This is a genomic window from Tardiphaga robiniae, assembly GCF_001618955.1.
In the GTDB taxonomy this organism is placed as follows: domain Bacteria; phylum Pseudomonadota; class Alphaproteobacteria; order Rhizobiales; family Xanthobacteraceae; genus Tardiphaga; species Tardiphaga robiniae_A.
The window spans coordinates 403,655-423,731 of the sequence record NZ_LVYV01000023.1; the positions used below are offsets into that span (position 1 = coordinate 403,655).

At 61.1% G+C, this 20,077-nt stretch carries 17 protein-coding genes; 12 read left to right on the forward strand and 5 right to left on the reverse strand.

Translation table 11 applies throughout. The features are described 5' to 3' along the window. Positions 1-123: 123 nt before the first annotated feature. Positions 124-1,125 (reverse strand): thiosulfate ABC transporter substrate-binding protein CysP, encoded by a 1,002-nt coding sequence (gene cysP / locus A4A58_RS19495; protein ID WP_068735095.1) that lies wholly within the window; start codon positions 1,123-1,125, stop codon positions 124-126. 302 nt (positions 1,126-1,427) lie between these two features. On the opposite strand from cysP, the gene cysG reads away from it, so the two are divergent. The 11 genes from cysG to A4A58_RS19550 all read left to right on the forward strand — a co-directional run bounded on the left by cysG (position 1,428) and on the right by A4A58_RS19550 (position 12,059). After that, positions 1,428-2,864: a siroheme synthase CysG gene (cysG, locus tag A4A58_RS19500; protein ID WP_068735097.1), complete on the forward strand. Its 1,437-nt coding sequence runs from the start codon at positions 1,428-1,430 to the stop codon at positions 2,862-2,864. Continuing rightward, a complete protein-coding gene (locus tag A4A58_RS19505; RefSeq protein WP_068735099.1) occupies positions 2,861-3,175 on the forward strand; it encodes a DUF2849 domain-containing protein in 315 nt (104 codons plus the stop codon). Before cysG ends, A4A58_RS19505 begins: the two co-directional genes overlap by 4 nt. Before the next feature lie 12 nt (positions 3,176-3,187). Next, complete coding sequence (locus A4A58_RS19510) at positions 3,188-4,843, forward strand: nitrite/sulfite reductase (protein WP_068735101.1); 1,656 nt, start codon at positions 3,188-3,190, stop codon at positions 4,841-4,843. Continuing rightward, positions 4,830-5,342 carry a DUF934 domain-containing protein gene (locus A4A58_RS19515; RefSeq protein ID WP_068735103.1) on the forward strand — a complete coding sequence of 171 codons (513 nt, stop codon included), beginning with the start codon at positions 4,830-4,832 and terminating at the stop codon, positions 5,340-5,342. Before A4A58_RS19510 ends, A4A58_RS19515 begins: the two co-directional genes overlap by 14 nt. Positions 5,343-5,549: 207 nt before the next feature. Continuing rightward, positions 5,550-6,539: a sulfate ABC transporter substrate-binding protein gene (locus tag A4A58_RS19520; protein ID WP_068735408.1), complete on the forward strand. Its 990-nt coding sequence runs from the start codon at positions 5,550-5,552 to the stop codon at positions 6,537-6,539. 66 nt (positions 6,540-6,605) lie between these two features. Further along, positions 6,606-7,442, forward strand: a complete 837-nt coding sequence (cysT, locus tag A4A58_RS19525) for a sulfate ABC transporter permease subunit CysT (protein WP_068735105.1) — start codon at positions 6,606-6,608, stop codon at positions 7,440-7,442. A gap of 6 nt (positions 7,443-7,448) precedes the next feature. Beyond that, entirely contained in the window at positions 7,449-8,342 is an 894-nt protein-coding gene (gene cysW / locus A4A58_RS19530) for a sulfate ABC transporter permease subunit CysW (RefSeq protein ID WP_068735107.1), read from the forward strand. After that, positions 8,332-9,372 (forward strand): sulfate/molybdate ABC transporter ATP-binding protein, encoded by a 1,041-nt coding sequence (locus A4A58_RS19535; RefSeq protein WP_068735109.1) that lies wholly within the window; start codon positions 8,332-8,334, stop codon positions 9,370-9,372. Before cysW ends, A4A58_RS19535 begins: the two co-directional genes overlap by 11 nt. 84 nt (positions 9,373-9,456) lie before the next feature. Further along, entirely contained in the window at positions 9,457-9,966 is a 510-nt protein-coding gene (locus A4A58_RS19540) for a CAP domain-containing protein (RefSeq protein ID WP_068735111.1), read from the forward strand. Positions 9,967-10,074: 108 nt separating this feature from the next. Then, on the forward strand, positions 10,075-11,271 hold the full coding sequence (locus A4A58_RS19545) for a DUF3734 domain-containing protein (RefSeq protein ID WP_086937088.1): 1,197 nt from the start codon (positions 10,075-10,077) through the stop codon (positions 11,269-11,271). Continuing rightward, positions 11,271-12,059 (forward strand): 3-hydroxybutyrate dehydrogenase, encoded by a 789-nt coding sequence (locus A4A58_RS19550; protein WP_068735113.1) that lies wholly within the window; start codon positions 11,271-11,273, stop codon positions 12,057-12,059. Before A4A58_RS19545 ends, A4A58_RS19550 begins: the two co-directional genes overlap by 1 nt. Positions 12,060-12,252: 193 nt before the next feature. Here the strand turns inward: A4A58_RS19550 and A4A58_RS19555 are convergent, their stop codons facing one another. Both A4A58_RS19555 and A4A58_RS19560 read right to left on the reverse strand, forming a co-directional pair. Then, positions 12,253-13,626 (reverse strand): flippase, encoded by a 1,374-nt coding sequence (locus tag A4A58_RS19555; protein ID WP_068735115.1) that lies wholly within the window; start codon positions 13,624-13,626, stop codon positions 12,253-12,255. Positions 13,627-13,739: 113 nt separating this feature from the next. Beyond that, complete coding sequence (locus A4A58_RS19560) at positions 13,740-14,567, reverse strand: protein-disulfide reductase DsbD domain-containing protein (protein ID WP_068735117.1); 828 nt, start codon at positions 14,565-14,567, stop codon at positions 13,740-13,742. Between the two features lie 154 nt (positions 14,568-14,721). Between A4A58_RS19560 and A4A58_RS19565 the strand changes: the two genes are divergently transcribed. Next, a complete protein-coding gene (locus A4A58_RS19565; RefSeq protein WP_068735119.1) occupies positions 14,722-15,360 on the forward strand; it encodes a YqgE/AlgH family protein in 639 nt (212 codons plus the stop codon). 2 nt (positions 15,361-15,362) lie between these two features. Here A4A58_RS19565 and A4A58_RS19570 read toward each other — a convergent pair whose 3' ends face one another. Both A4A58_RS19570 and A4A58_RS19575 read right to left on the reverse strand, forming a co-directional pair. Then, positions 15,363-16,991, reverse strand: a complete 1,629-nt coding sequence (locus A4A58_RS19570) for a glycosyltransferase 87 family protein (RefSeq protein WP_158005709.1) — start codon at positions 16,989-16,991, stop codon at positions 15,363-15,365. A 131-nt stretch (positions 16,992-17,122) separates the two neighbouring features. Then, positions 17,123-19,999, reverse strand: coding sequence for an EAL domain-containing protein (locus A4A58_RS19575; RefSeq protein WP_068735413.1), 2,877 nt, complete (start codon positions 19,997-19,999; stop codon positions 17,123-17,125). Between the last annotated feature and the right edge of the window lie 78 nt (positions 20,000-20,077).

Here is a 20,077-nt window from a genome sequence, read left to right on the forward strand (position 1 = left end):
GGGGCTCTTGCGATCCGCAGTCACCGAGCTTTCGGCTCATGCGGTGTGCCGCCCCTCACCCGCCCGTCGTCGCTGCGCTTCGCCGGGCGACTTCTCCCCGCAAAAGGGCGGGGAGAGGTTAAGTCACTTCCCGCCGAACAGCGTGTCCAGCTTTGCGCCGGGATTGAGATGTTCGGCATTCAGCTTGTCCCAGCCGCCGAATTCGTCCTCGACGCGGTACAGCTTCACTTCCGGGAACTTGTCCTTGTATTTTGCCATCACGGTCTTGTCGGTGACGCGGTTATAGCCCTTGGCTTCGATGTCCTGGCCTTCCGGCGAATACAGGAATTCGAGATAGGCGGTCGCGAGTGCCTTCGTGCCGTGCTTGTCGGCATATTTGTCGACGACGGTCACCGGGAATTCGGCGAGTACGCTGGTCGGTGGCACCACCACTTCATACTTGTCCTTGCCCGCAAGGTCGCGGATCGACGAGGTCTCGGCCTCGAAGGTGATTAGCACATCGCCGGTACCGCGCTCGACGAAGGTCGTCGTCGCCGCGCGGCCGCCGGTGTCAAACACCGGGACATTGGCGAACAGCTTCTTGATGAAGTCATCAGCCTTGTCGGCGCCATACTTGTTCTTCGCGAAGGCATAGGCGGCCAGATAGGTGTAGCGCGCATTGCCTGAGGTCTTCGGATTCGGGAAGATCACCTGCACGCCGGGCTTCACCAGATCGTCCCAGTCCTTGATGCCTTTCGGATTGCCCGCACGCACGAGGAAGGCCGGCAGCGAGTAATAGGGCGAGGAATTGTTCGGTAACCGCTTGGCCCAGTCGGCCGGGATCAGTTTGCCGCGGTCATACAGCACCTGCACGTCGGTGACCTGATTGAAGGTGACGACGTCCGCTTCCAGACCCTCAAGGATCGAACGCGCCTGACGCGACGAGCCGTTATGCGACTGGTTGATGGTGACGTCCTGCCCGGTTTTGGCCTTCCATTGCTTGGCAAAAGCAACGTTGATCTCGGCATAGAGCTCGCGCGAGATGTCGTAGGAGACATTGAGCAGCGTGTTCGGCGTCTGCGCCTGGGCGGGTGCAGTCGCGAGAATGCCGAGTCCGGCGGCGAGAGCGATAATGAAACGGTTCACGTGAAGTCCCCTGTGAGTGAGAGCGATCGGATGGCCGGGAGCGGCGGCTGCGGCGTTTTGCCCGGCAAACGGTCCGGAATTTGCTGCGCAAAGGGGGCGGGCACGGGTGCGGTTTCGCGCAACTCCTGCATCGGCCGACCGTTATTGAGAAGAAGCATCTACGACGCTTGGTGTTTGAGGACAAAAATTCTATAGTTAGAACGCCTCGAAGAAGATAAAATCTTCTCTTTGCGCCTCGTTATTGAGAGATATATAGAATATAATTCCAGTCAACCCCCGAATTTCGGGGCAGCGGAGTATGTATGCGGTTTCTGCCTATCTTCCTCGATTTGCAGACCGGGCCGATCGTTCTTGTCGGCCAGGGCGAACTCGTGCGCGCCAAGCTGAGGCTGCTGCTGGCAGCCGGTGCGCGGATTCGCTGGTACGCGACGGACGGCAATCGTGACACGTCCGGGCTCGATGCCGAGGGCGTGGCGCGCATTGAATATGTCGAGGGCGATCCGGTGATCGCCGATCTCTCGGGGATCACCGCCGTGCTCTGCGCCGGCGCCGGTGAACTCGGCCACGCGGTGGCTGCACGCGCCAAAGCGAGCGGTGTGCCCGTCAATGTGATGGATGAACTCGCGCACTCCACTTTCATCTTTCCGGCCATCGTCGATCGCGGCGATGTGGTCGTCGCCGTCGGAACCGGCGGTGCGTCGCCGGTGGTGGCGCGGCGTGTGCGCGAAAAGATCGAGGCGATGCTGCCTGCGCGGATCGGCGATCTCGCCGGCTTCATCGGGCGCTGGCGCAAACCGATCAACGACAAGATTGCCGAGGCTCCGTTGCGTCGCAGGTTCTGGGAGCGCATCGTCGATGGTCCGATCGGCGCGCTGGTGCTGGCGGGGCGCGGTACCGAGGCCGAGAAAGCGCTGACGGAAATCGCCGATCTCTCGATCTATGCTGGTGCAGCGCAGGCCGGCGTTGTCGAAGGTCACGTCACGCTGGTGGGAGCAGGGCCGGGCGATCCGGATCTCCTGACCATCAAGGCGTTGCGCGCGCTGCAGGACGCCGACGTTGTATTTTACGACGAACTGGTGTCACCCGAAGTGCTCGACCGCATCCGCCGGGATGCATCGCGTATTCCGGTGGGGCGCCGGGTCGGCAAGCCTGGCATCGGTCAGGATGCGATCCACAAATTGCTGATCGAAGCCGCGAAAGCTGGACAACGCGCCGTGCGCTTGAAGGGCGGTGATCCTTTCATCTTCGGGCGCGGTGGCGAGGAGATCGAAGCGCTGCGCGAAGCGGGTGTTGCTTACTCCGTTATTCCCGGCATCACAGCAGGCCTTGGCGCTGCGGCTATGTTCGAGGCGCCGCTGACCTATCGCCGGGAAGCGCTGCGCATCACCTTCCTGACGGCGCACAAGGAAAAGGATGCCGACAAGGTCGACTGGTCGACTCTCACCGACGACAAGATGACCGTCGTTGTTTATATGGGTATGACCGCCGCCCCGGCGATCCGCACGGGGCTTCTCGCTGCAGGCCGTTCGCCGCAGACACCTGTTGGCGTATTCGCGCGCGTCACGCGGTCCGACGCGCAGGCGGCCGTCGGCATTCTCGAAGACCTTCCGACGCTGGTCGGCCAGATTCAGGGCGGTCCGGCGGTTCTCATCATTGGTGATGTCGTGGCGCATTCCGCGCCGTGGCGGGCCACTCAGATCAACAAGCTCGTTTCAGATTTATTGGTGGCTGCCGAATGACATCTCCGCTGCAACAGAAAATCAAGATCACCGGCCCGTCGGTGGTGACTGCCAACCGCACCTGGGACGGCGTGGTGATTTATCGCGATGCCCATAAAGGCTGGACCACCGACCTCGCGCAGGCTGCCATCGTGCGCACTGCCGATGATGCGCGTGCGCTGCTTGCTGAATCCACAGCCGATGACGTTGGCGCCATCGGTCCCTATATCGCGCCGGTCGCCGTGAACGATAACGGCACCGTCGAGCCGGGCAACCTCCGTGAACAGATTCGCCGCAAGGGCGTCACCATCGACCTTCCGGCTTCGGCTTAAGGCACCTGAATTATGTATGCTTATGATGAAATCGATCGCACGCTGATCAACGAGCGTGTCTCGGAATTCCGCGATCAGGTGAAGCGCCGCCTCGCAGGTGAACTCACCGAAGACGAGTTCAAGATGCTGCGGTTGATGAACGGCGTCTATCTTCAGCTTCACGCCTATATGTTCCGCGTCGCCATTCCCTATGGCACGCTGTCATCGCCGCAACTGCGCAAGATGGCGCATGTGGCGCGACGCTATGATCGCGGCTATGGCCACTTCACCACGCGGCAGAACATCCAGTTCAATTGGATCAAGCTCGCCGATCTGCCGGATGCGCTGGAAGATCTCGCTTCGGTCGGCATCCATGCGATGCAGACCTCGGGCAATTGCACGCGCAATGTCACCACCGATCAATGGGCAGGTGTCGCACCGGGCGAGGTCGAGGATCCACGGATCTGGGCGGAATTGCTGCGGCAGTATTCGACCATGCATCCGGAATTCTCGTTCCTGCCGCGCAAGTTCAAGATTGCGATCACTGCGTCGGCCCATGATCGCGCGGCGATCAAGGTGCATGACATCGGCCTGCGAATTCACAAGAACGAGGCCGGCGAGACTGGCTTTGAAGTGTTGGTCGGCGGTGGCCTCGGTCGCACGCCATTCATCGGCAAGGTGATCAAGCCGTTCGTTCACGGCCGCGATATTCTGAGCTACGTCGAGGCCATCCTGCGCGTCTACAATCAGTATGGCCGCCGCGACAATATCTACAAGGCGCGCATCAAGATTCTGGTTCATGAGCTGGGCATCGAGAAATTCGCCGCTGAAGTTGAGGATGAGTGGCTGGCGACGCGCGACAGTGCGCTGACGCTGGACAACGAGGTTGTCGAGGATATCCGCTCGCGCTTCACCTATCCGCACTATCAGAAGCTCTCCGACACGCCGGACGAGTTAACGGCCGCGTCGGCCGATCCGCATTTTGCGCGCTGGCTTAAGAACTCAGTCGCGCCGCATCAGCGGACCGGCTACGCCATCGTGACATTGTCGTTGAAGCCGGTGGGCGGCCCACCCGGCGATGCCACGGCTGAACAGATGGATGCAGTCGCCGATCTTGCCGACAAATATTCGTTCGGCGAAATCCGCGTGGGCCATGAGCAAAATCTGGCGCTGCCGAATGTGGCCAGGCGCGATCTGCCCGCACTGTGGCGGCAGCTCGACAAGCTCGGTCTCGCAACGCCGAACGTCAATCTGGTTACCGACATCATCGCATGCCCTGGCCTCGACTACTGCTCGCTGGCTAATACGCGTTCGATCCCGATCGCGCAGGAACTGACGCGGCGTTTCGCCAATAACGATCTCGCGGAGCTGATCGGTCGGCTGCATATCAACATCTCCGGCTGCATCAATGCCTGCGGCCATCACCATGTCGGCCATATCGGCATTCTTGGCGTCGAGAAGAATGGCGAGGAATTCTTCCAGATCACAATCGGCGGCCGTGCCGACGAGCATGCCGTGGTCGGCACCCTGATCGGACCGGCAGTGCCTTTTGCCGAGGTTGCTGACGTCATTGAGGATATCGTTGAAGCCTATCTGGCACTGCGTGCTCGGCCGGATGAATTGTTTGTCCAGACTGTCGAACGCCTCGGTGTCGAGCCGTTCAAGGAGCGCGTTTATGCCACTCGTTAAGCAAGGCAAGATGGTTGCCGACGGCTATATTCACGTGGCCGACGATGCAGAGATTCCGGTCGACGGGGCGGCGTTGATTTCGGCCGCGCGTTTTCTCGCCGACCCGGAGGTGCTGTTGAAGCGCAGCAGCCCGACCGGCGTGATCTGGCCGAACAACCGCGATCCGGAAGAGCTGGTGCCTTATCTCGACAAGCTCGCGGTGGTCGCGCTGGTGTTCCCGTCGTTTCGCGATGGCCGTGCCTACAGCCAGGCGCGCTTGCTGCGTGAGCGCTACAAATACAAGGGCGAATTACGGGCAACCGGCCAGGTGTTGCGCGATCAGTTCGTCATCATGCTGCGCGCCGGTTTCGATTCATTCGAGGTGAAGAAGGATGCCGATGCGGAAGCCTTCGCGGCCACAGTGAAGCGTTACACGGTGTTCTATCAGCCCACCGGCGATGGCCGCATCACGGCGCTGCATCAGCGCATGCAGTTGCGTCATGCGGAGAACGCGCGCTAATTCGCCGCATGTCGACGGCTTTCGCAGCGTTGGTTGATGACAAATGACCAGCGCGCGATACGGTCTCCATACGAAGGCATATTCATAGCACATTGCTGCCGTCATGCCGCCAACATTGGAATCTGGTTTCGTTGACTTAGCGGTGCTTCTTCAAGATTTTGCCCCCACCTCATGACGATCGTGTTGTGAGGTTGGATGGAGATCAAAATGGTCCGTCGTATTCTTCCCGTCATTGCGGGTCTCTTAATTGCAACATCGGCGCACGCGGCAGACATTTCGCTGCTCAACGTGTCGTATGACCCGACGCGCGAGCTGTATGTCGATTTCAACAAATCGTTCGCTGCTGCGTATCAGAAGGAAACCGGCAAGAGCGTCGAAATCAAGCAGTCGCATGGCGGCTCGGGGGCGCAGGCGCGCTCTGTGATCGACGGTCTGCAAGCCGATGTGGTCACCCTCGCGCTCGCTTATGACATCGACGCAATCGCCAATAGGGGCCTGCTGGCCAAGGACTGGCAGAAGCGCCTGGCGCAGAATTCGTCGCCCTATACGTCGACCATCGTGTTCCTCGTGCGCAAGGGTAACCCCAAGGCCATCAAGGACTGGGACGATCTGACCAAGAGCGGCGTCAGCGTCATCACGCCGAATCCGAAGACTTCTGGCGGCGCGCGCTGGAACTATCTCGGCGCCTGGGGCTATGCTCTGAAGAAATATGGATCGCAGGACAAGGCCAAGGAATTCGTCGGTAACATCTTCAAGAACGTTCCGGTTCTCGACACCGGCGCGCGTGGCTCGACCATCACCTTCGTCCAGCGCGGTGTCGGCGATGTCTTGCTGGCCTGGGAAAATGAGGCCTATCTGGCAATCCAGGAATTCGGCAAGGACAAGTTCGAGATCGTCGCGCCGTCGCTTTCAATTCTCGCCGAGCCGCCGGTCGCCGTCGTTGATACCGTCACTGACAAGAAGGGCACCAAAGTCGCTGCGGAGGCCTATCTGAAATACTGGTACACCAAGGAAGGTCAGGAGATCGCCGCGCGCAATTTCTACCGTCCGCGTGATGCCGATATTGCCAAGAAGTACGAGGCTTCCTTCGCCAAGGTTGATCTGTTTACGATCGACGACGTGTTCGGAGGCTGGACCAAGGCGCAGAGCGAGCACTTTACCGACGGCGGCGTGTTCGACAAGATCTACAAGAACTGATCGTTCGCAGCGAAACATCCAGACCGGTACGCCAGTCTGGGGCTTTTACCAAAGCAAGGGGACATTGTGAGCGCGGCACCTAAACGAAGTGCGTTGCCGGGGTTCGGCCTGAGCATGGGCCTGACCCTGACATGGCTGTCGCTTTTGATTCTGATCCCTTTGGCCGGGTTGTTCGTCAAGACAGCCGATCTCAGTCTCTCGCAATTCATCGATACCGTCACCAGCAACCGCACACTACACGCGCTCAGGATTTCGTTCGGATTGGCCTTCGCGGCTGCGCTGGTCAATCTGGTCGCTGGCCTGATTATCGTCTGGGCCCTGGTGCGCTACCGGTTTCCCGGTCGCCGGCTGTTCGATGCCATTGTCGATATTCCGTTCGCCCTTCCCACTGCAGTGGCAGGCATCGCGCTGACGACGTTGTTCGCGCAGAACGGATGGCTCGGCGCGCCGCTTGCGTCACTCGGCATCAAGGTGGCGTTTACGCCGCTCGGCATTTTCCTGGCAATGGTCTTCATTGGTATTCCGTTCGTGGTGCGGACGGTGCAACCGGTCCTGATCGATCTCGATGTCGAGATCGAAGAGGCTGCCGTCTGTCTCGGTGCGTCGCGCTGGCAGACCATCACCCGCGTGATCATTCCCAGCCTCACGCCCGCCATTCTCACCGGCTTCGCGCTGGCTTTCGCCCGCGCGGTCGGCGAATATGGCTCCGTCATCTTCATCGCCGGCAATCTTCCGAATGTGTCGGAGATAGCGCCGCTCTTGATCGTCATCCGGCTGTCGGAATTCCGCTATGCCGATGCGACGGCGATCGCGGTGGTGATGCTGGTCGTCTCGTTCCTGATCATCTTCCTCCTCAATCGGCTGCAGCGCTGGGCGCAGACCCGTGCGCTGGCCGTGAGTTGACCTGACATGACCATTACAATTATCAATTCGCCAGTCACCGTGGAGCGCGCCCAGTCAGTGGCACGACATGATCCGCATACCGAACCATGGCTCGTGCGCGGGATCATTATCGGCGTTGCGGTGACGTTCCTGACTGTCTTCGTCGTGTTGCCGCTGATTTTGGTGTTCTCGGAGGCCTTGTCCAAGGGCGTGGGCTTCTATCTGTCGGCTTTGGCAGATTCCGAGGCACTCGCAGCCATCTGGCTGACGCTTATCACGGCGGTGATCTCGGTCAGCCTCAATCTGGTGTTTGGCGTTGCCGCCGCCTGGGCGGTGGCCAAATTCGAATTCAGGGGCAAAACCTTGCTGGTCACCCTGATCGATCTGCCGTTCTCGGTCAGCCCCGTTATCTCCGGTCTGGTATTCGTGCTGCTGTTTGGTGCGCAGGGTTTCTTTGGGCCATGGCTGATGTCGCATGGCATCAACATTCTGTTTGCCGTACCGGCGATTGTGCTGGCGACAACCTTCGTCACCTTCCCGTTCGTCGCCCGGGAATTGATCCCGCTGATGCAGGAGCAGGGGTCGCAGGAGGAAGAGGCGGCGATCTCGCTGGGGGCGAGCGGCTGGCGCACCTTTGTCGTGGTGACGTTGCCCAATATCAAATGGGGCCTGCTTTACGGCGTACTGCTGTGTAATGCGCGCGCCATGGGTGAGTTTGGCGCGGTTTCGGTGGTGTCGGGCCACATTCGCGGCGAGACCAACACCATGCCGCTGCTGGTGGAAATCCTGTATAATGAATATCAACTGGTGGCGTCGTTCGCGATCGCGTCTCTGCTGGCTCTGCTGGCGCTCGTGACGCTGATCGCAAAGACCATCCTCGAAGGCCAGATCGAAGAAGGACAGCTGCCCCGTGACGATTGAAGTTCGGAATATCGTAAAGCAGTACGGTGCCTTCAAGGCGCTGGATAATGTCGACCTCAGGGTTGCTGATGGCGAGTTGCTCGCGCTGCTCGGACCGTCCGGTTCCGGCAAGACGTCGTTGCTGCGAATTATCGCAGGGCTCGACTGGCCGGATTCTGGCGAAGTCTCATTCGACGGCGAAAACGCGCTGGTGCGGGGCGCTGGCGAGCGCCACGTCGGTTTCGTGTTCCAACACTATGCGTTGTTCCGCCATATGAGCGTGTTCGAGAATGTGGCCTTCGGCCTGCGCGTGCAGCCGCGCGCCGTGCGCAAGAGCGAAGCGCAGATCCGCGCGCGGGTGAAGGAGCTTCTCGATCTCGTGCAGCTCGACTGGCTCGCCAATCGCTATCCCAGCCAGCTCTCGGGCGGCCAGCGGCAGCGTATTGCGCTGGCGCGTGCGCTCGCCATCGAGCCGCGCATTCTGCTGCTCGACGAGCCGTTCGGTGCGCTCGATGCCAAGGTCCGCAAGGAGTTGCGGCAGTGGCTGCGCACGTTGCACGAGGAAATCCACGTCACCTCGATCTTCGTCACGCATGACCAGGAGGAGGCGCTCGAAGTCGCCAACCGCGTCGTGGTGATGGACAAGGGCAAAATCGAACAGATCGGCACGCCTGGCGACGTTTACGATAACCCGGCGACGGCTTTCGTGCACTCATTCATAGGTGAATCGATCGTGCTCCCGGTCGATATAAGCGACGGCCAGGTGAAGCTCGGCCATCGCCCGCTCAACATCGATGCGGGCGGTGCGATCGGCCCGTCGAAACTGTTTGTTCGTCGTCATGACATGCAGATTGGTCCCGTAGGCGAGGGGGCCCTCGATGGCACTGTGCGCCGCGTCCGCACCTTCGGCCCGATCCAGCGTGCCGACATCGCATTGTCCGGCGATGACACGTTGGTGGAGATCGATGCCCCGCGCGACCGTCCGCTCACCACCGGCGATGCAATCAGCCTGCAGCCGCGGCGCTACCGGATTTTCGCCGCGCAGGAGTGACGGGCGCTGTCTAAAAAATCCGCACGTTCACCTTTCAGCCACGGTTGGTGTGCAACAACGGCCCCTTGATTTGGGGGATTGCCGATGAAGCGGGTGGCTCTGGCCAGTCTGGGATTTCTGTTGCTGGCAGGGTGCGCGGGAACGGTCGATACCGTGCCGGACCAACCCACCATGTATCTCAGCATGGCCAATGGAGGCGCCAAGCTCGATCCGGTGGCCGCAGCCTCGATGATCTCGCTGTATCGGCAGAACAACAGCCTCGGCCCGGTAGTGGTCGATCCCGCATTGATGGCGCTGGCGGAAGACCAGTCCACGGCCATGGCCAAACGGAACAAGCTCGATCACGACGTCAAGGCGCCGCTGGCCAAGCGGCTGAATGCTGGCGGCTACCCGGCAACGCTCGCGGTCGAGAACGTCTCGGCGGGCTACCACACCATGGCAGAAGCCTTTTCCGGCTGGCGGGACTCGCCGCCGCACCGGGCCAATATGCTGAAGTCCGGTGTCACAAAACTGGGCATTGCCGCGACCTATGCTCCCAACACCAAATACAAGGTGTTCTGGACCATGATCCTGGCGTCGACGGATTCCAAATAAGCCTTCCCAGATAGCCGAAGCGTGATGGTGCCCTGCACCATCTGTGATTGACGCCGCGACAAGGGAGCGCCACGGTAAGGTTCCCGTCGCCGATAATCGAGTGGTCCCATGGATATGTCCGATCAGCCTCAGTCCAGCGCTACCAGCAAACCCGCCGAGGCAAAGCGTGTTCTGGTGCTGCAAGGGGGCGGCGCGCTTGGCTCCTATCAGGCCGGCGCCTATGAGGCGCTGTGTCATCACGATTTCGAGCCGGAATGGGTGGCAGGCATCTCCATCGGTGCCATTAACGCGGCGATCATCGCGGGCAACGAGCGCGACAAGCGGATTGGCAAGCTCAAGGAATTCTGGGAGATGGCGGCATCGCCGGTCCCCTGGAGCCCGATGCTGACGGATGATCGCGCGCGCTCTTATTTCTACGAGGCAGGCGCCGCTGTCATTGCCACATTCGGTGTGCCAGGCTTTTTCGTGCCGCGGATTCCGCCAGCACCGCTGTGGCCGCCCGGCAGTCCGCAGTCGCAGAGCTTTTACGACACCGCGCCGCTGAAAGCGACGCTGGAACGGCTGGTCGACTTTGATCGTCTCAACGATTGCAAGACCCGGCTGAGCGTCGGCGCCGTGAGCGTGACCACCGGCAACTTCACTTATTTCGACAACACGCTCTTCAAGAAAGATCGCAAAAGGATCGAGCCTGAGCACATCATGGCCTCCGGCGCGTTGCCGCCGGGCTTTCCATCGATCGTGATCGATGGCGAGCATTTCTGGGATGGCGGCATCGCCTCGAACACGCCGCTGGATTTCGTGCTGGATGACGTCACCAGCGATCTGTTGATCTTCCAGGTCGATCTGTTCAGTGCGCGCGGGCCATTGCCGCAATCGATCCTGGAAGCGCAGGAGCGTGAAAAGGACATCCGCTTCTCCAGCCGTACCCGCATGAATACCGACAAGAACAAGAAGATCCACAACATCCGCAAGGCGCTGCGCGATCTGATCGGCAAATTGCCGGAGGACCTGAAGCAGGACCCCGGAGTGGCGCTGTTGTCGGAAGCCGCCAAGGAAAACACCGTTACGGTGGTGCATTTGATCTATACGAGCAAGAATTACGAGTCGTCGTCGAAGGACTACAATTTCTCGCGTATCGGCATGGTCGAACACTGGGGCGCCGGCGAGCGCGATGTGTTCCTCTCGATGCGCCACAAGGACTGGTTCGAGCGGCCGCAATCCGATGAATCGATGGTGACCCATGCGCTCACCGCCGACGATTACAATGACCTCCCGCAGCATTTGACGTCCAACAGGAGCAAGTAATGGCTAATCTCACAGGCAAGACCGCCGTCGTCACCGGTTCGACCAGCGGCATCGGCCTCGCTTATGCGCGCGCTTTCGCAAGCGCTGGCGCCAATATCGTCATCAACGGCATGGGCGTGCCTGCTGACATCGAGAAGGAACGCGCGGCGATCGAGAGCGATTTCAAGGTGAAGGCGATCCATTCCCCAGCCGACATGACCAAGCCGGCTGAAATTGCCGAAATGATCGCGCTCGGCGAGAAGACCTATGGATCGGTCGATATTCTTGTCAACAATGCGGGCATCCAGTTTGTGTCGCCGATCGAGGAATTCCCGATCGAGAAGTGGGATGCGATCATCGCCATCAATCTCTCCTCGGCCTTCCACGGCATCCGCGCCGCCGTGCCCGGCATGAAGAAGCGCGGCTGGGGTCGCATCATCAACACCGCCTCGGCGCATTCGCTGGTCGCCTCGCCATTCAAGTCGGCCTATGTCTCTGCCAAGCACGGCATCGCCGGCCTGACCAAGACTGTGGCGCTGGAAGTCGCCACCCACAAGATCACCTGCAACTGCATCTCGCCCGGCTATGTCTGGACACCGCTGGTGGAAAAGCAGATCCCCGACACCATGAAGGCGCGGGGCCTCACCAAGGAGCAGGTCATTCATGACGTGTTGCTGGCAGCACAGCCGACCAAGGAATTCGTGACCTCGGAGCAGGTCGCGGCCTTGGCGCTGTTCCTGTGCGGTGACGATGCGGCGCAGATCACTGGAACAAACCTGTCGATCGATGGCGGCTGGACCGCGGAGTAGTTTCTTGTCCCTCCCTCAAGCGCGGCAAACCGCGCGCAGGGGGAGGGTGGCGCGTTTGAGAGCGCAGCGAACAAACGAGACGGGTGGGGTGCTGCAGCATGCACAAGGCGTGTGTGGTCCCCCCCACCCCGGCCTTCGGCCGACCCTCCCCACAAGGGGGGGATGCCATGAGCGCCGGCGCATCGAGAAAAAGCTATTTGCGCTTTCCGAAGGCGAGCACGTGCAGCCCAAGCCGCTGCCGCACAATCCAGAACAGCAGAATCGTCTCGAATGTGAGCGCGATCGACGTTGCTGCGGCGGCGCCATGGCCACCGAATTTCGGCACGAGCACGAGACACAGCACCAGGTTCATGACGAAAGCCGACGCGTAGGCCACGGCGCAAATATGCTGGTGGCCGAGCATGTTGAGCAGCCGCTCTACCGGACCGATTGCGGCCCGCACCACGAGGCCGATGGCTGCGATGAACATGATGTCGTAACCGCCAGTGAATTGCGGACCGAACAGCCATAGTAGCGGCTTGCCCAGAGCGAGCAGGATCAGCGTAGCTGCGAGCGAGGGCCAGAACGTCCATTTGATCGCGTGGGTGACATAAGCGGCAAGACGATCCTTGTCGCCGGCCGTATGATATTCAGTGAAGCGATGCGCCGTTGTCGCCGACATCGCGTAATGAATGAACGACACCAGCGCCAAGGTTTTTACGACGGCGAAATACACACCGACTTCGTCGGATGAGACGAATTGCTGCAGCACCAGCACGTCGGTGTAGGACAGCAGCAGATAGAAGCTCTCAACCAGCAGGATCGGCAGCGAGACCGCGAGCCAGCCACGATAGTCATAGGCCTTTGGGCCAGGCTCGATATGGGTGTGAAGCCGGCGGTTGAGCACGATCATCTGGCCGATCATTGCGACCCAGACGGCCGCGACGCTGGCTAGCATTGCGATAGTCGCACCAAGCTTAAAGCCCAGTGCGAAGGCGCCGGCGGTGAAGCCGATGATGAGCGCCTGGCGGATGATAAATTGCGGCATCAGGCCGAGGCGCATCCAGTCATGCGAGCGCGCGATACCATCCTGTGTGTTGGCAACGACGAAGGCCGGCAGTGTCAGGCAGCCGAGATAGAGCGGCACGACGGTCTCGGCGTCGATCCAGGGCGAGATGAGTTTGACGAGGCCGGCGAGCAGCAGCGAGACGATCAGAGAGACGATGCCGGTCATCCAGCGGCTGCCTGAGAGAAAGCCGCGCAGCCGTGCGTGGTCGCCGCTGGCGCGATATTCCGGGATGATCTTCTGGGCTGAAGCGGCGATGCCGAAATCCATCATAGAGCCGAGCAGCAGTACCCAGGTCCAGACATAGACATAGATGCCGTAATCCGACGTGCCCATCCAGCGTGCCAGCAGGATCTGCGAAAAGTAAGCAAGGCCGGCCGAGATGACGCGGATGAGGAAGATGGTGCCGGCGAGGCGGCGTGTAAGCGAGGCTTCGCCTGTGCCGGTGAACAGCGCGCGCAGCCTGGCCTTGAGGCCGGTGGGCTCGGTTGCGGGTGCGGAGTTTGCGTCCATCACGGCCACGACAAGGTCCTCAGCCGCAGGCGCGCGGCGGTGGTCTGGCGTAGCAAGCAGTCGTTAACATCCGGTTGGACGGAGATATGCGGTTGCACGCAACAGGCTAAACGCGAGTGGTATCAGGGCAGGTTGACGTTGAACTCATACGCCCGGTCGCTGCCGACCAGCGTCAGTTTCAGCGCGGCGCCGTCGGTCGTGGCGCCGGGCGGCACGCCATCGAGTTCGAAGCTGAAGCGCTTCACGCCCGGCGGGCTCTTGGCCTCGAGTTTGGGGATTGGCAGCGCCCATTCCGGCGTCGGGCCCTCGACGAACAGGTTGGGTTCGCTGCCTTCGGGCGCAACGACATCGACGAACACATTCTTGCCCTCGCGCTTGAGGTCGCGCACCGTCAGCGGATTGGTGTCGCCCATGGTTGCCGGCTTAGGCACCGTATCGAGCGCTGCGGTCAGCGCGCCGTCCTCAGTGCTGGCCACGCTGGTAAAAGCGAGTTCGGCATTGGCGTCGACCGGAATGCATAGCTTGTCGCAGACCGCGTAATTGATCGCCGCACGGAGAATCACCGGCTTGCTGGGGTCCTTGGCGATCACCCGCATCGGCAGCACCACCTGTTTCACATAGCCCAGCGACAGGCCACCAGCCCCATCCTCAAATTTTTTCGGCGCCGGCCACAGGATGGTGACGGTATCCAGGTTCTCCGATTTGGAGAAATCGAAGCGTGGCGGCACGCCGGAATCACCGGGATTCCGCCAGTAGGTGTGCCAGCCGGGCTGCAGCTGGATCGCGATACCCCCCAGCATCACAGGACCGCTACGCGAGCCTGCCACAAGCCTGATCTGCGAATGACTGTCTATCTGCCAAGGTGAGGTGTCCTCCGCCTGCGCGCTGCAGGTGAGGAGCAGGCCCGCGGCGCAGACAGCGACAATGTGATGCGGAACAGATGCGGTCATCGGGCGTCCTTACAGGGTGGGCCTGTCATAAAGCCAAACCTGTCTTAAGCTATTGAACTGCTTGTGATCCGGTTTTCGTATGCGTTGCGGAAGGCTGATTGACAGAACCCAGACCCAATATCAGGATAAGCAATGAAATGAGAGCGGTTTGCTGATGGAACCCACTCGCAAGCGCCCCCGGAAAAGCCGCGCGAAATCCAGCGCCGGCGACACAGGCAACTACCTCGACGGGCAGTTGCTGATCGCCATGCCTGTGATGGAAGACGAGCGCTTCGCCCGTTCGGTGATTTACGTCTGTGCGCATTCGTCGGAAGGTGCCATGGGCATCATCGTCAATCGGCCTGCAGGGAGCATCGATTTTCCCGAATTGCTGGTTCAACTGGACATCATTGAAAAGTCCGACAGCATCAAGCTCCCGGAAAGCGCCGAAAGCATGAAAGTGCTGAAGGGTGGCCCGGTCGAGACCGGCCGCGGCTTCGTGCTGCATTCCAGCGATTTCTTCATCAAGGACGCGACGCTGCCGATCGACGATGGCGTCTGCCTCACGGCGACCGTGGATATCCTGCGCGCCATCGCCAATGGTGGTGGACCCAAGCACGCGATTCTCGCGCTGGGCTATGCCGGCTGGGCGCCGGGCCAGCTGGAGGACGAAATCCAGGGCAACGGCTGGCTGCATTGCGCGGCTGATGAGGATCTCATCTTCGGCGGCGATGTCGAGGAGAAGTATCTTCGCGCGCTGCAGAAGATCGGGATCGCCCCGGGGATGTTGTCGGCCGAGGCCGGGCACGCCTGACGTCAGGAGCCGGTGGGGCGCAACGGACACGCGATGTTGGCGGAGCCCAGTTGGGCACCTTCGATCTCCACGCAGGGCTGCGACGCATCGATCATCAGATCATAGGTAGCCAGTGCTTCTGTACGGAACGGCTGGCCTTTGATGTGCATCTCCCACACGCCGCCGGGCAACGGCTCCTTCAAGCCCGCTCGGATGCGATTATCGTATTTGCCGGCAGGCAGGATCGGCAAAGCGAGATCGGTAATTGTGTAAAAGCGGGATCCAGCAGGCAGGAGTGGTGCGACGAAAGCCAGCGGCTTGTCGAGCAACAGATAGGTCGCGGGCCGCGAAAGCCGCGATGAAATCATTGGCGCGTATGGATTTGACCATGGTCGTCGCCACCAGTCGGTTGGCTGCGACCATGCAGCGATGATCGCTGCAATGATGAAGATCGAGCGGCTTGCGTGTTGGCCGACAGGATACGTGGGGGTGGTCGAGCGGAATGCCGTGACGATGCGTACCAGCAACAACACGATCAGTGGCCCGGTCAGCAATTCCAGTGCGACGGCATAGCGCTGGATCGAGAACAAAGTCAGCCAGACCGCATAAGACGTGACAAAGAAGATCAGGAGCTGCAAGTCGCGCCGCGAAAAAATAGCGCGTGTATGCTTCATTTGAGCAATGAAGGCGATCGGAAGCAGCACGCATAGCATCGCAAAGCGTGCGTCGCGAAACGGCAGCTCCGAGCTGCGGAAATTTCCGACGAGCCAATGAAACGGATAGGCTAGGCCATCCAGAATTCCCTTCGGAATGAACTGGCGATCGAGCACCGTAATCTCTCGCATCTCCGGCGAGGGAAACAGGCTATTCAGCAGCGGAAAGAACGGATTGCCGAATTCACGCCACAGCATCACGCTCCAGACGCCGCCCGTCATGATCGTGCCGATCGCGCCGCCGATGGCGAGGCAGGTCACGGCCACCAGAGGGCGTGCCGCAGCAAGTGCGGCGCCCGCCAGGCCAATTGCGAAGACGATGTTGGTGAGTTTGAAGCCGAGCGCGAGGCCGACCAAAAATCCTGCGACGACGTAACGTATTGGTCGCGGCTCATCGGCCGCCAGCATCAGCGCCAGCCCGGCGATAATCGGGATCGCAGTGAGAATGTCGGAAAAACTGGTGCCGACTTCCGAAAGCGTCATCGGCCCCAGCGCAGCCAGCAGCAACGCAGCGACAACCGTCATCGCGTTGGCTGCGTGCCCGAGCACGATCCGTGACAGCCAATAGACCAGCGCGAGGTTGAGCCCATGCACCGCGCCCATGGTCATCCCGGCAATAGCCGGCGGCAGCGCGTGACGGAGATAGTACCAGGGGAAGTAGATGATCGGGTTGAAGTGGGTCTGGAAGCCCGGTGGGATTACATCGTGATCGTAGCGGCCATTGAGCAACGCCCAGACGTTGTATTCGTGATAATTCTGCCAATCCCAATTGGCATCCTCGCCAGCCCATCCGGCATAGACCGCGCCGATCGCCATCGCGCCCGCCACAACTAAAAACGGCCGAAACCGGTCATGGGGACGTGGGGCCGCAGCCGCGGCATCCGCCAGAAATGGCAGTTCATGGGTGGAAATTGACGTCACGATGAGCGATGCAACCACAAATGAATATGGTGTTTGCCTATCAAGTGAATCTTGCCGAATTGCTAAATGCGAATCGCGCAATCTCTCCTTGCGGAGGGCAAGAGGTCGCAGGTACGCAGGTATGGTTTACGAGTGGTATCCGGCTCGAGTCAGCTCGCCGCTTCGAGCCGCTCTTCCGTTAGCATGCGCATCGCCGCATCTGCATCCATCGGCTCGCCAAAGGCAAAGCCCTGGGCGTATTCGCAGCCGAGCTGATACATCTCCACCGCATCCGAATCTGTCTCGACGCCTTCGGCGACGACGTCCATGCCGAGATCGTGCGCCATCGCGATGATGGATTTGAGGATCACCGGGCGGGTGCCGCGCGAGGTGGTGCGGACGAAGGACTGGTCGATCTTTAGCGTGTCGAACGGGAAGCGCTGCAGATAGGATAGCGACGAGTGGCCGGTGCCGAAATCGTCGAGCGAAAGACCCGTGCCGAGTTCGCGGATCCGGTGCAGCATCTGCGCTGCATGTTCCGGATTTTCCATCACCAGCGATTCCGTGAGTTCGAGCTTCAGCGTGCCGCGAGCGACTGACGAGCGTGACAGCACGGTGCGGATGTCATGCAGGAGGTCGTGGCGCAGCAGCTGCCGCGAGGAGACGTTGACGCTGGCGAAGATCGGTTCGCGCGAGCGCATCGCGCGCTGCCAGATCGCGAGTTGGCGTGCGGTCTGATCCATGACGAACATGCCGAGATCGATGATCAGGCCGATCTCCTCGGCGATCGCGATGAATTCCGACGGCGACATTCGGCCGAGCTTGGGATGATCCCAGCGCGCCAGTGCTTCGAAGCCGGCGATGGAGCGATCTTCCAGCCGAACGATGGGCTGGTACAAAATGGTGATTTCCTGACGCTCGATGGCGCGGCGCAGTTCGGATTCCAGCGTCAGGCGGTCGGTCTTGCGGGCGCGCATGGCCGGTTTGTAGACGTCGATGCGGTCACCGCCGATGCGTTTGGAGTGATACATCGCAAGCTCGGCGTCCTTGATGAGCTCGTCGGTGAGGGGCATCGCGGGGTCAGAGAGCGCGAGGCCGATCGATGCGGTCAGGAAGATCTCGCGGTCGTTGAAGGCAATCGGTGCGCGGATGGTCTTGCGGATGGTTTCGGCGAAAGCAGTGATCTTGGCTGCGTCCTGCTCGGACATCAGGATCAGGCCGAACTGGTCGCCGGCGAGGCGGGCCAGCGTGTCCTGCGGCTTCAGGATGCGGGTGAGACGACGGGCCAGCGTCAGCAGGATCGAGTCGCCGACGGCAATACCGACGGAATCGTTGACCTGTTTGAAGCGGTCGAGATCGATCACCATGATGGTCGGCCGCATGGTCGGCACAGTCTTGGAGAAATTCGCGACGGCGTTGAGGCGGTCAATGAACAGCTTGCGGTTCGGCAGACCGGTGAGATTGTCGTGCACCGAGTCGTGCAGCATGCGCTCTTCGGCATTCTTCATCTCGGTGACGTCGGTGAGTGTGCCGACCACGCGTGACACTTCGCCGTCGGAGCCAACCACCGGGCGTGCTTTCAGCGCGAACCACATGAAGTGACCGTCGGGGGTGCGCAGGCGGAAGTCCTGCACGAGGCGGCCGCGACGCTGGTCGAGCACGCTGTCGAGGGCGGCCCGGAAGCGATCCTGATCGAGCGGGTGGAGCACTTCCAGCCAGCTTGCGGCAGGGCCTTCCAGCGTGCCGCGCTTGAGACCGAGGAGCGCCTCGGTCTCAGGGCTGGTGAACACCTTGTCGGCCGAGACGTCCCAGTCCCAGATCAGATCGCCGGAGCCGGTCAGCGCCAGCGCGCGGCGCTCGACGTCCGACACGATGCCATTGGTTGCGCCGCCGCCCGCGAAGGCGTGCTGCATGACCGTGAAGCCGATCAGCATCACGATCAGCACGAGGCCGCCGAGCAGCGCCGGGCCGACGATGTCATTGGTGACACTGCCGGCGACGGTCATCCCTGCGGCAACAACCCACACTACGAGCAGGAACCAGGTCGGGATCAGCAACACCGCGCGGTCGAAGCCATGGGTGGATAGATAGACGATCAGCGCGAAGCCGGCGAAGGCGATTAGCACCAGCGAGATGCGCGCGATGCCCGAGGCGACTGCAGGATCGAACAGCGCCAGACCGACGAGAGAACCGAGGAAAGCCAGCCAGCCCAGCGTGATGTGCGAGTAGCGCACGTGCCATCGACTGAGATTGAGATAGGCGAAGAGAAACACCAGCAGCGTCGCCGCCAGTATCGCTTCCCCCGAGGCGCGCCAGACGCGCTCGGCGCCCTGGGACATGTCGAGCACCTTGCCCCAGAAGCCGAAGTCGACGCCGATATAGACCAGCACGGCCCAGGCCAGGGCCGCGGCGGCCGGGAACATGATGCTGCCCTTCACGACGAACAGGATCGTCAGCACCAGCGCCAAGAGGCCCGAGATGCCGATGACGATGCCTTGGTACAGCGTGAAGGAGTTGACCTTGTCCTTGTAGGCTTCCGGCTCCCACAGATAGAGCTGGGGCAGCTTGTTGGTGCGCAGTTCGGCGACGAAGGTGATAACGGCACCGGGATCGAGGGTGACGCGGAAGATATCTGCGGTGGCGCTATCCTGACGTTCCGGGCGATCCCCGGTTGACGGCGTGATCGTCGCAATGCGCGAGAGGCCAAGATCGGGCCACAAGAGGCCAGACGACACGATGCGATAATGCGGTGCGACGATCAAACGATCGAGCTGGTCGTCGGTGTTGTTGGCGAGCGCGAACACCACCCAGTTCTGACCGGCTTCGCGGCCACGCACCTCGATGCGGCGAACGATGCCGTCGGTGCCGGGTGCGGTGGAGACCTGGATGCGATCGGTGTCGCTATGCTGATATTCAAGGATGCCGGTGAGATCGATCGCGGGCGCGTCACCGCGGACGCTGACAGCGTCAACAGCCTGTGCCGGTGCTGCGGCAACAACAATCATCAGGCCGAGCGCGAGCGGCGCGAGCCACCTGATCAAACGCAATCTCATTCTCCACGATCAACAAAACATCGACCCTGCGTCACGCAGAAGCAGGGCCATTTCCCGACGCGCGATAAATGA

Bases quoted from the DNA above. Each gene is read 5' to 3' on its own strand.
- A4A58_RS19550 (WP_068735113.1), top strand. From the start codon at position 11,271: ATGGCTAATCTCACAGGCAAGACCGCCGTCGTCACCGGTTCGACCAGC.
- A4A58_RS19510 (WP_068735101.1), top strand. From the start codon at position 3,188: ATGTATGCTTATGATGAAATCGATCGCACGCTGATCAACGAGCGTGTC.
- A4A58_RS19545 (WP_086937088.1), top strand. From the start codon at position 10,075: ATGGATATGTCCGATCAGCCTCAGTCCAGCGCTACCAGCAAACCCGCC.
- A4A58_RS19540 (WP_068735111.1), top strand. From the start codon at position 9,457: ATGAAGCGGGTGGCTCTGGCCAGTCTGGGATTTCTGTTGCTGGCAGGG.
- cysW (WP_068735107.1), top strand. From the start codon at position 7,449: ATGACCATTACAATTATCAATTCGCCAGTCACCGTGGAGCGCGCCCAG.
- A4A58_RS19560 (WP_068735117.1), bottom strand. From the start codon at position 14,567: ATGACCGCATCTGTTCCGCATCACATTGTCGCTGTCTGCGCCGCGGGC.
- A4A58_RS19505 (WP_068735099.1), top strand. From the start codon at position 2,861: ATGACATCTCCGCTGCAACAGAAAATCAAGATCACCGGCCCGTCGGTG.
- cysG (WP_068735097.1), top strand. From the start codon at position 1,428: ATGCGGTTTCTGCCTATCTTCCTCGATTTGCAGACCGGGCCGATCGTT.
- A4A58_RS19565 (WP_068735119.1), top strand. From the start codon at position 14,722: ATGGAACCCACTCGCAAGCGCCCCCGGAAAAGCCGCGCGAAATCCAGC.
- A4A58_RS19515 (WP_068735103.1), top strand. From the start codon at position 4,830: ATGCCACTCGTTAAGCAAGGCAAGATGGTTGCCGACGGCTATATTCAC.
- A4A58_RS19520 (WP_068735408.1), top strand. From the start codon at position 5,550: ATGGTCCGTCGTATTCTTCCCGTCATTGCGGGTCTCTTAATTGCAACA.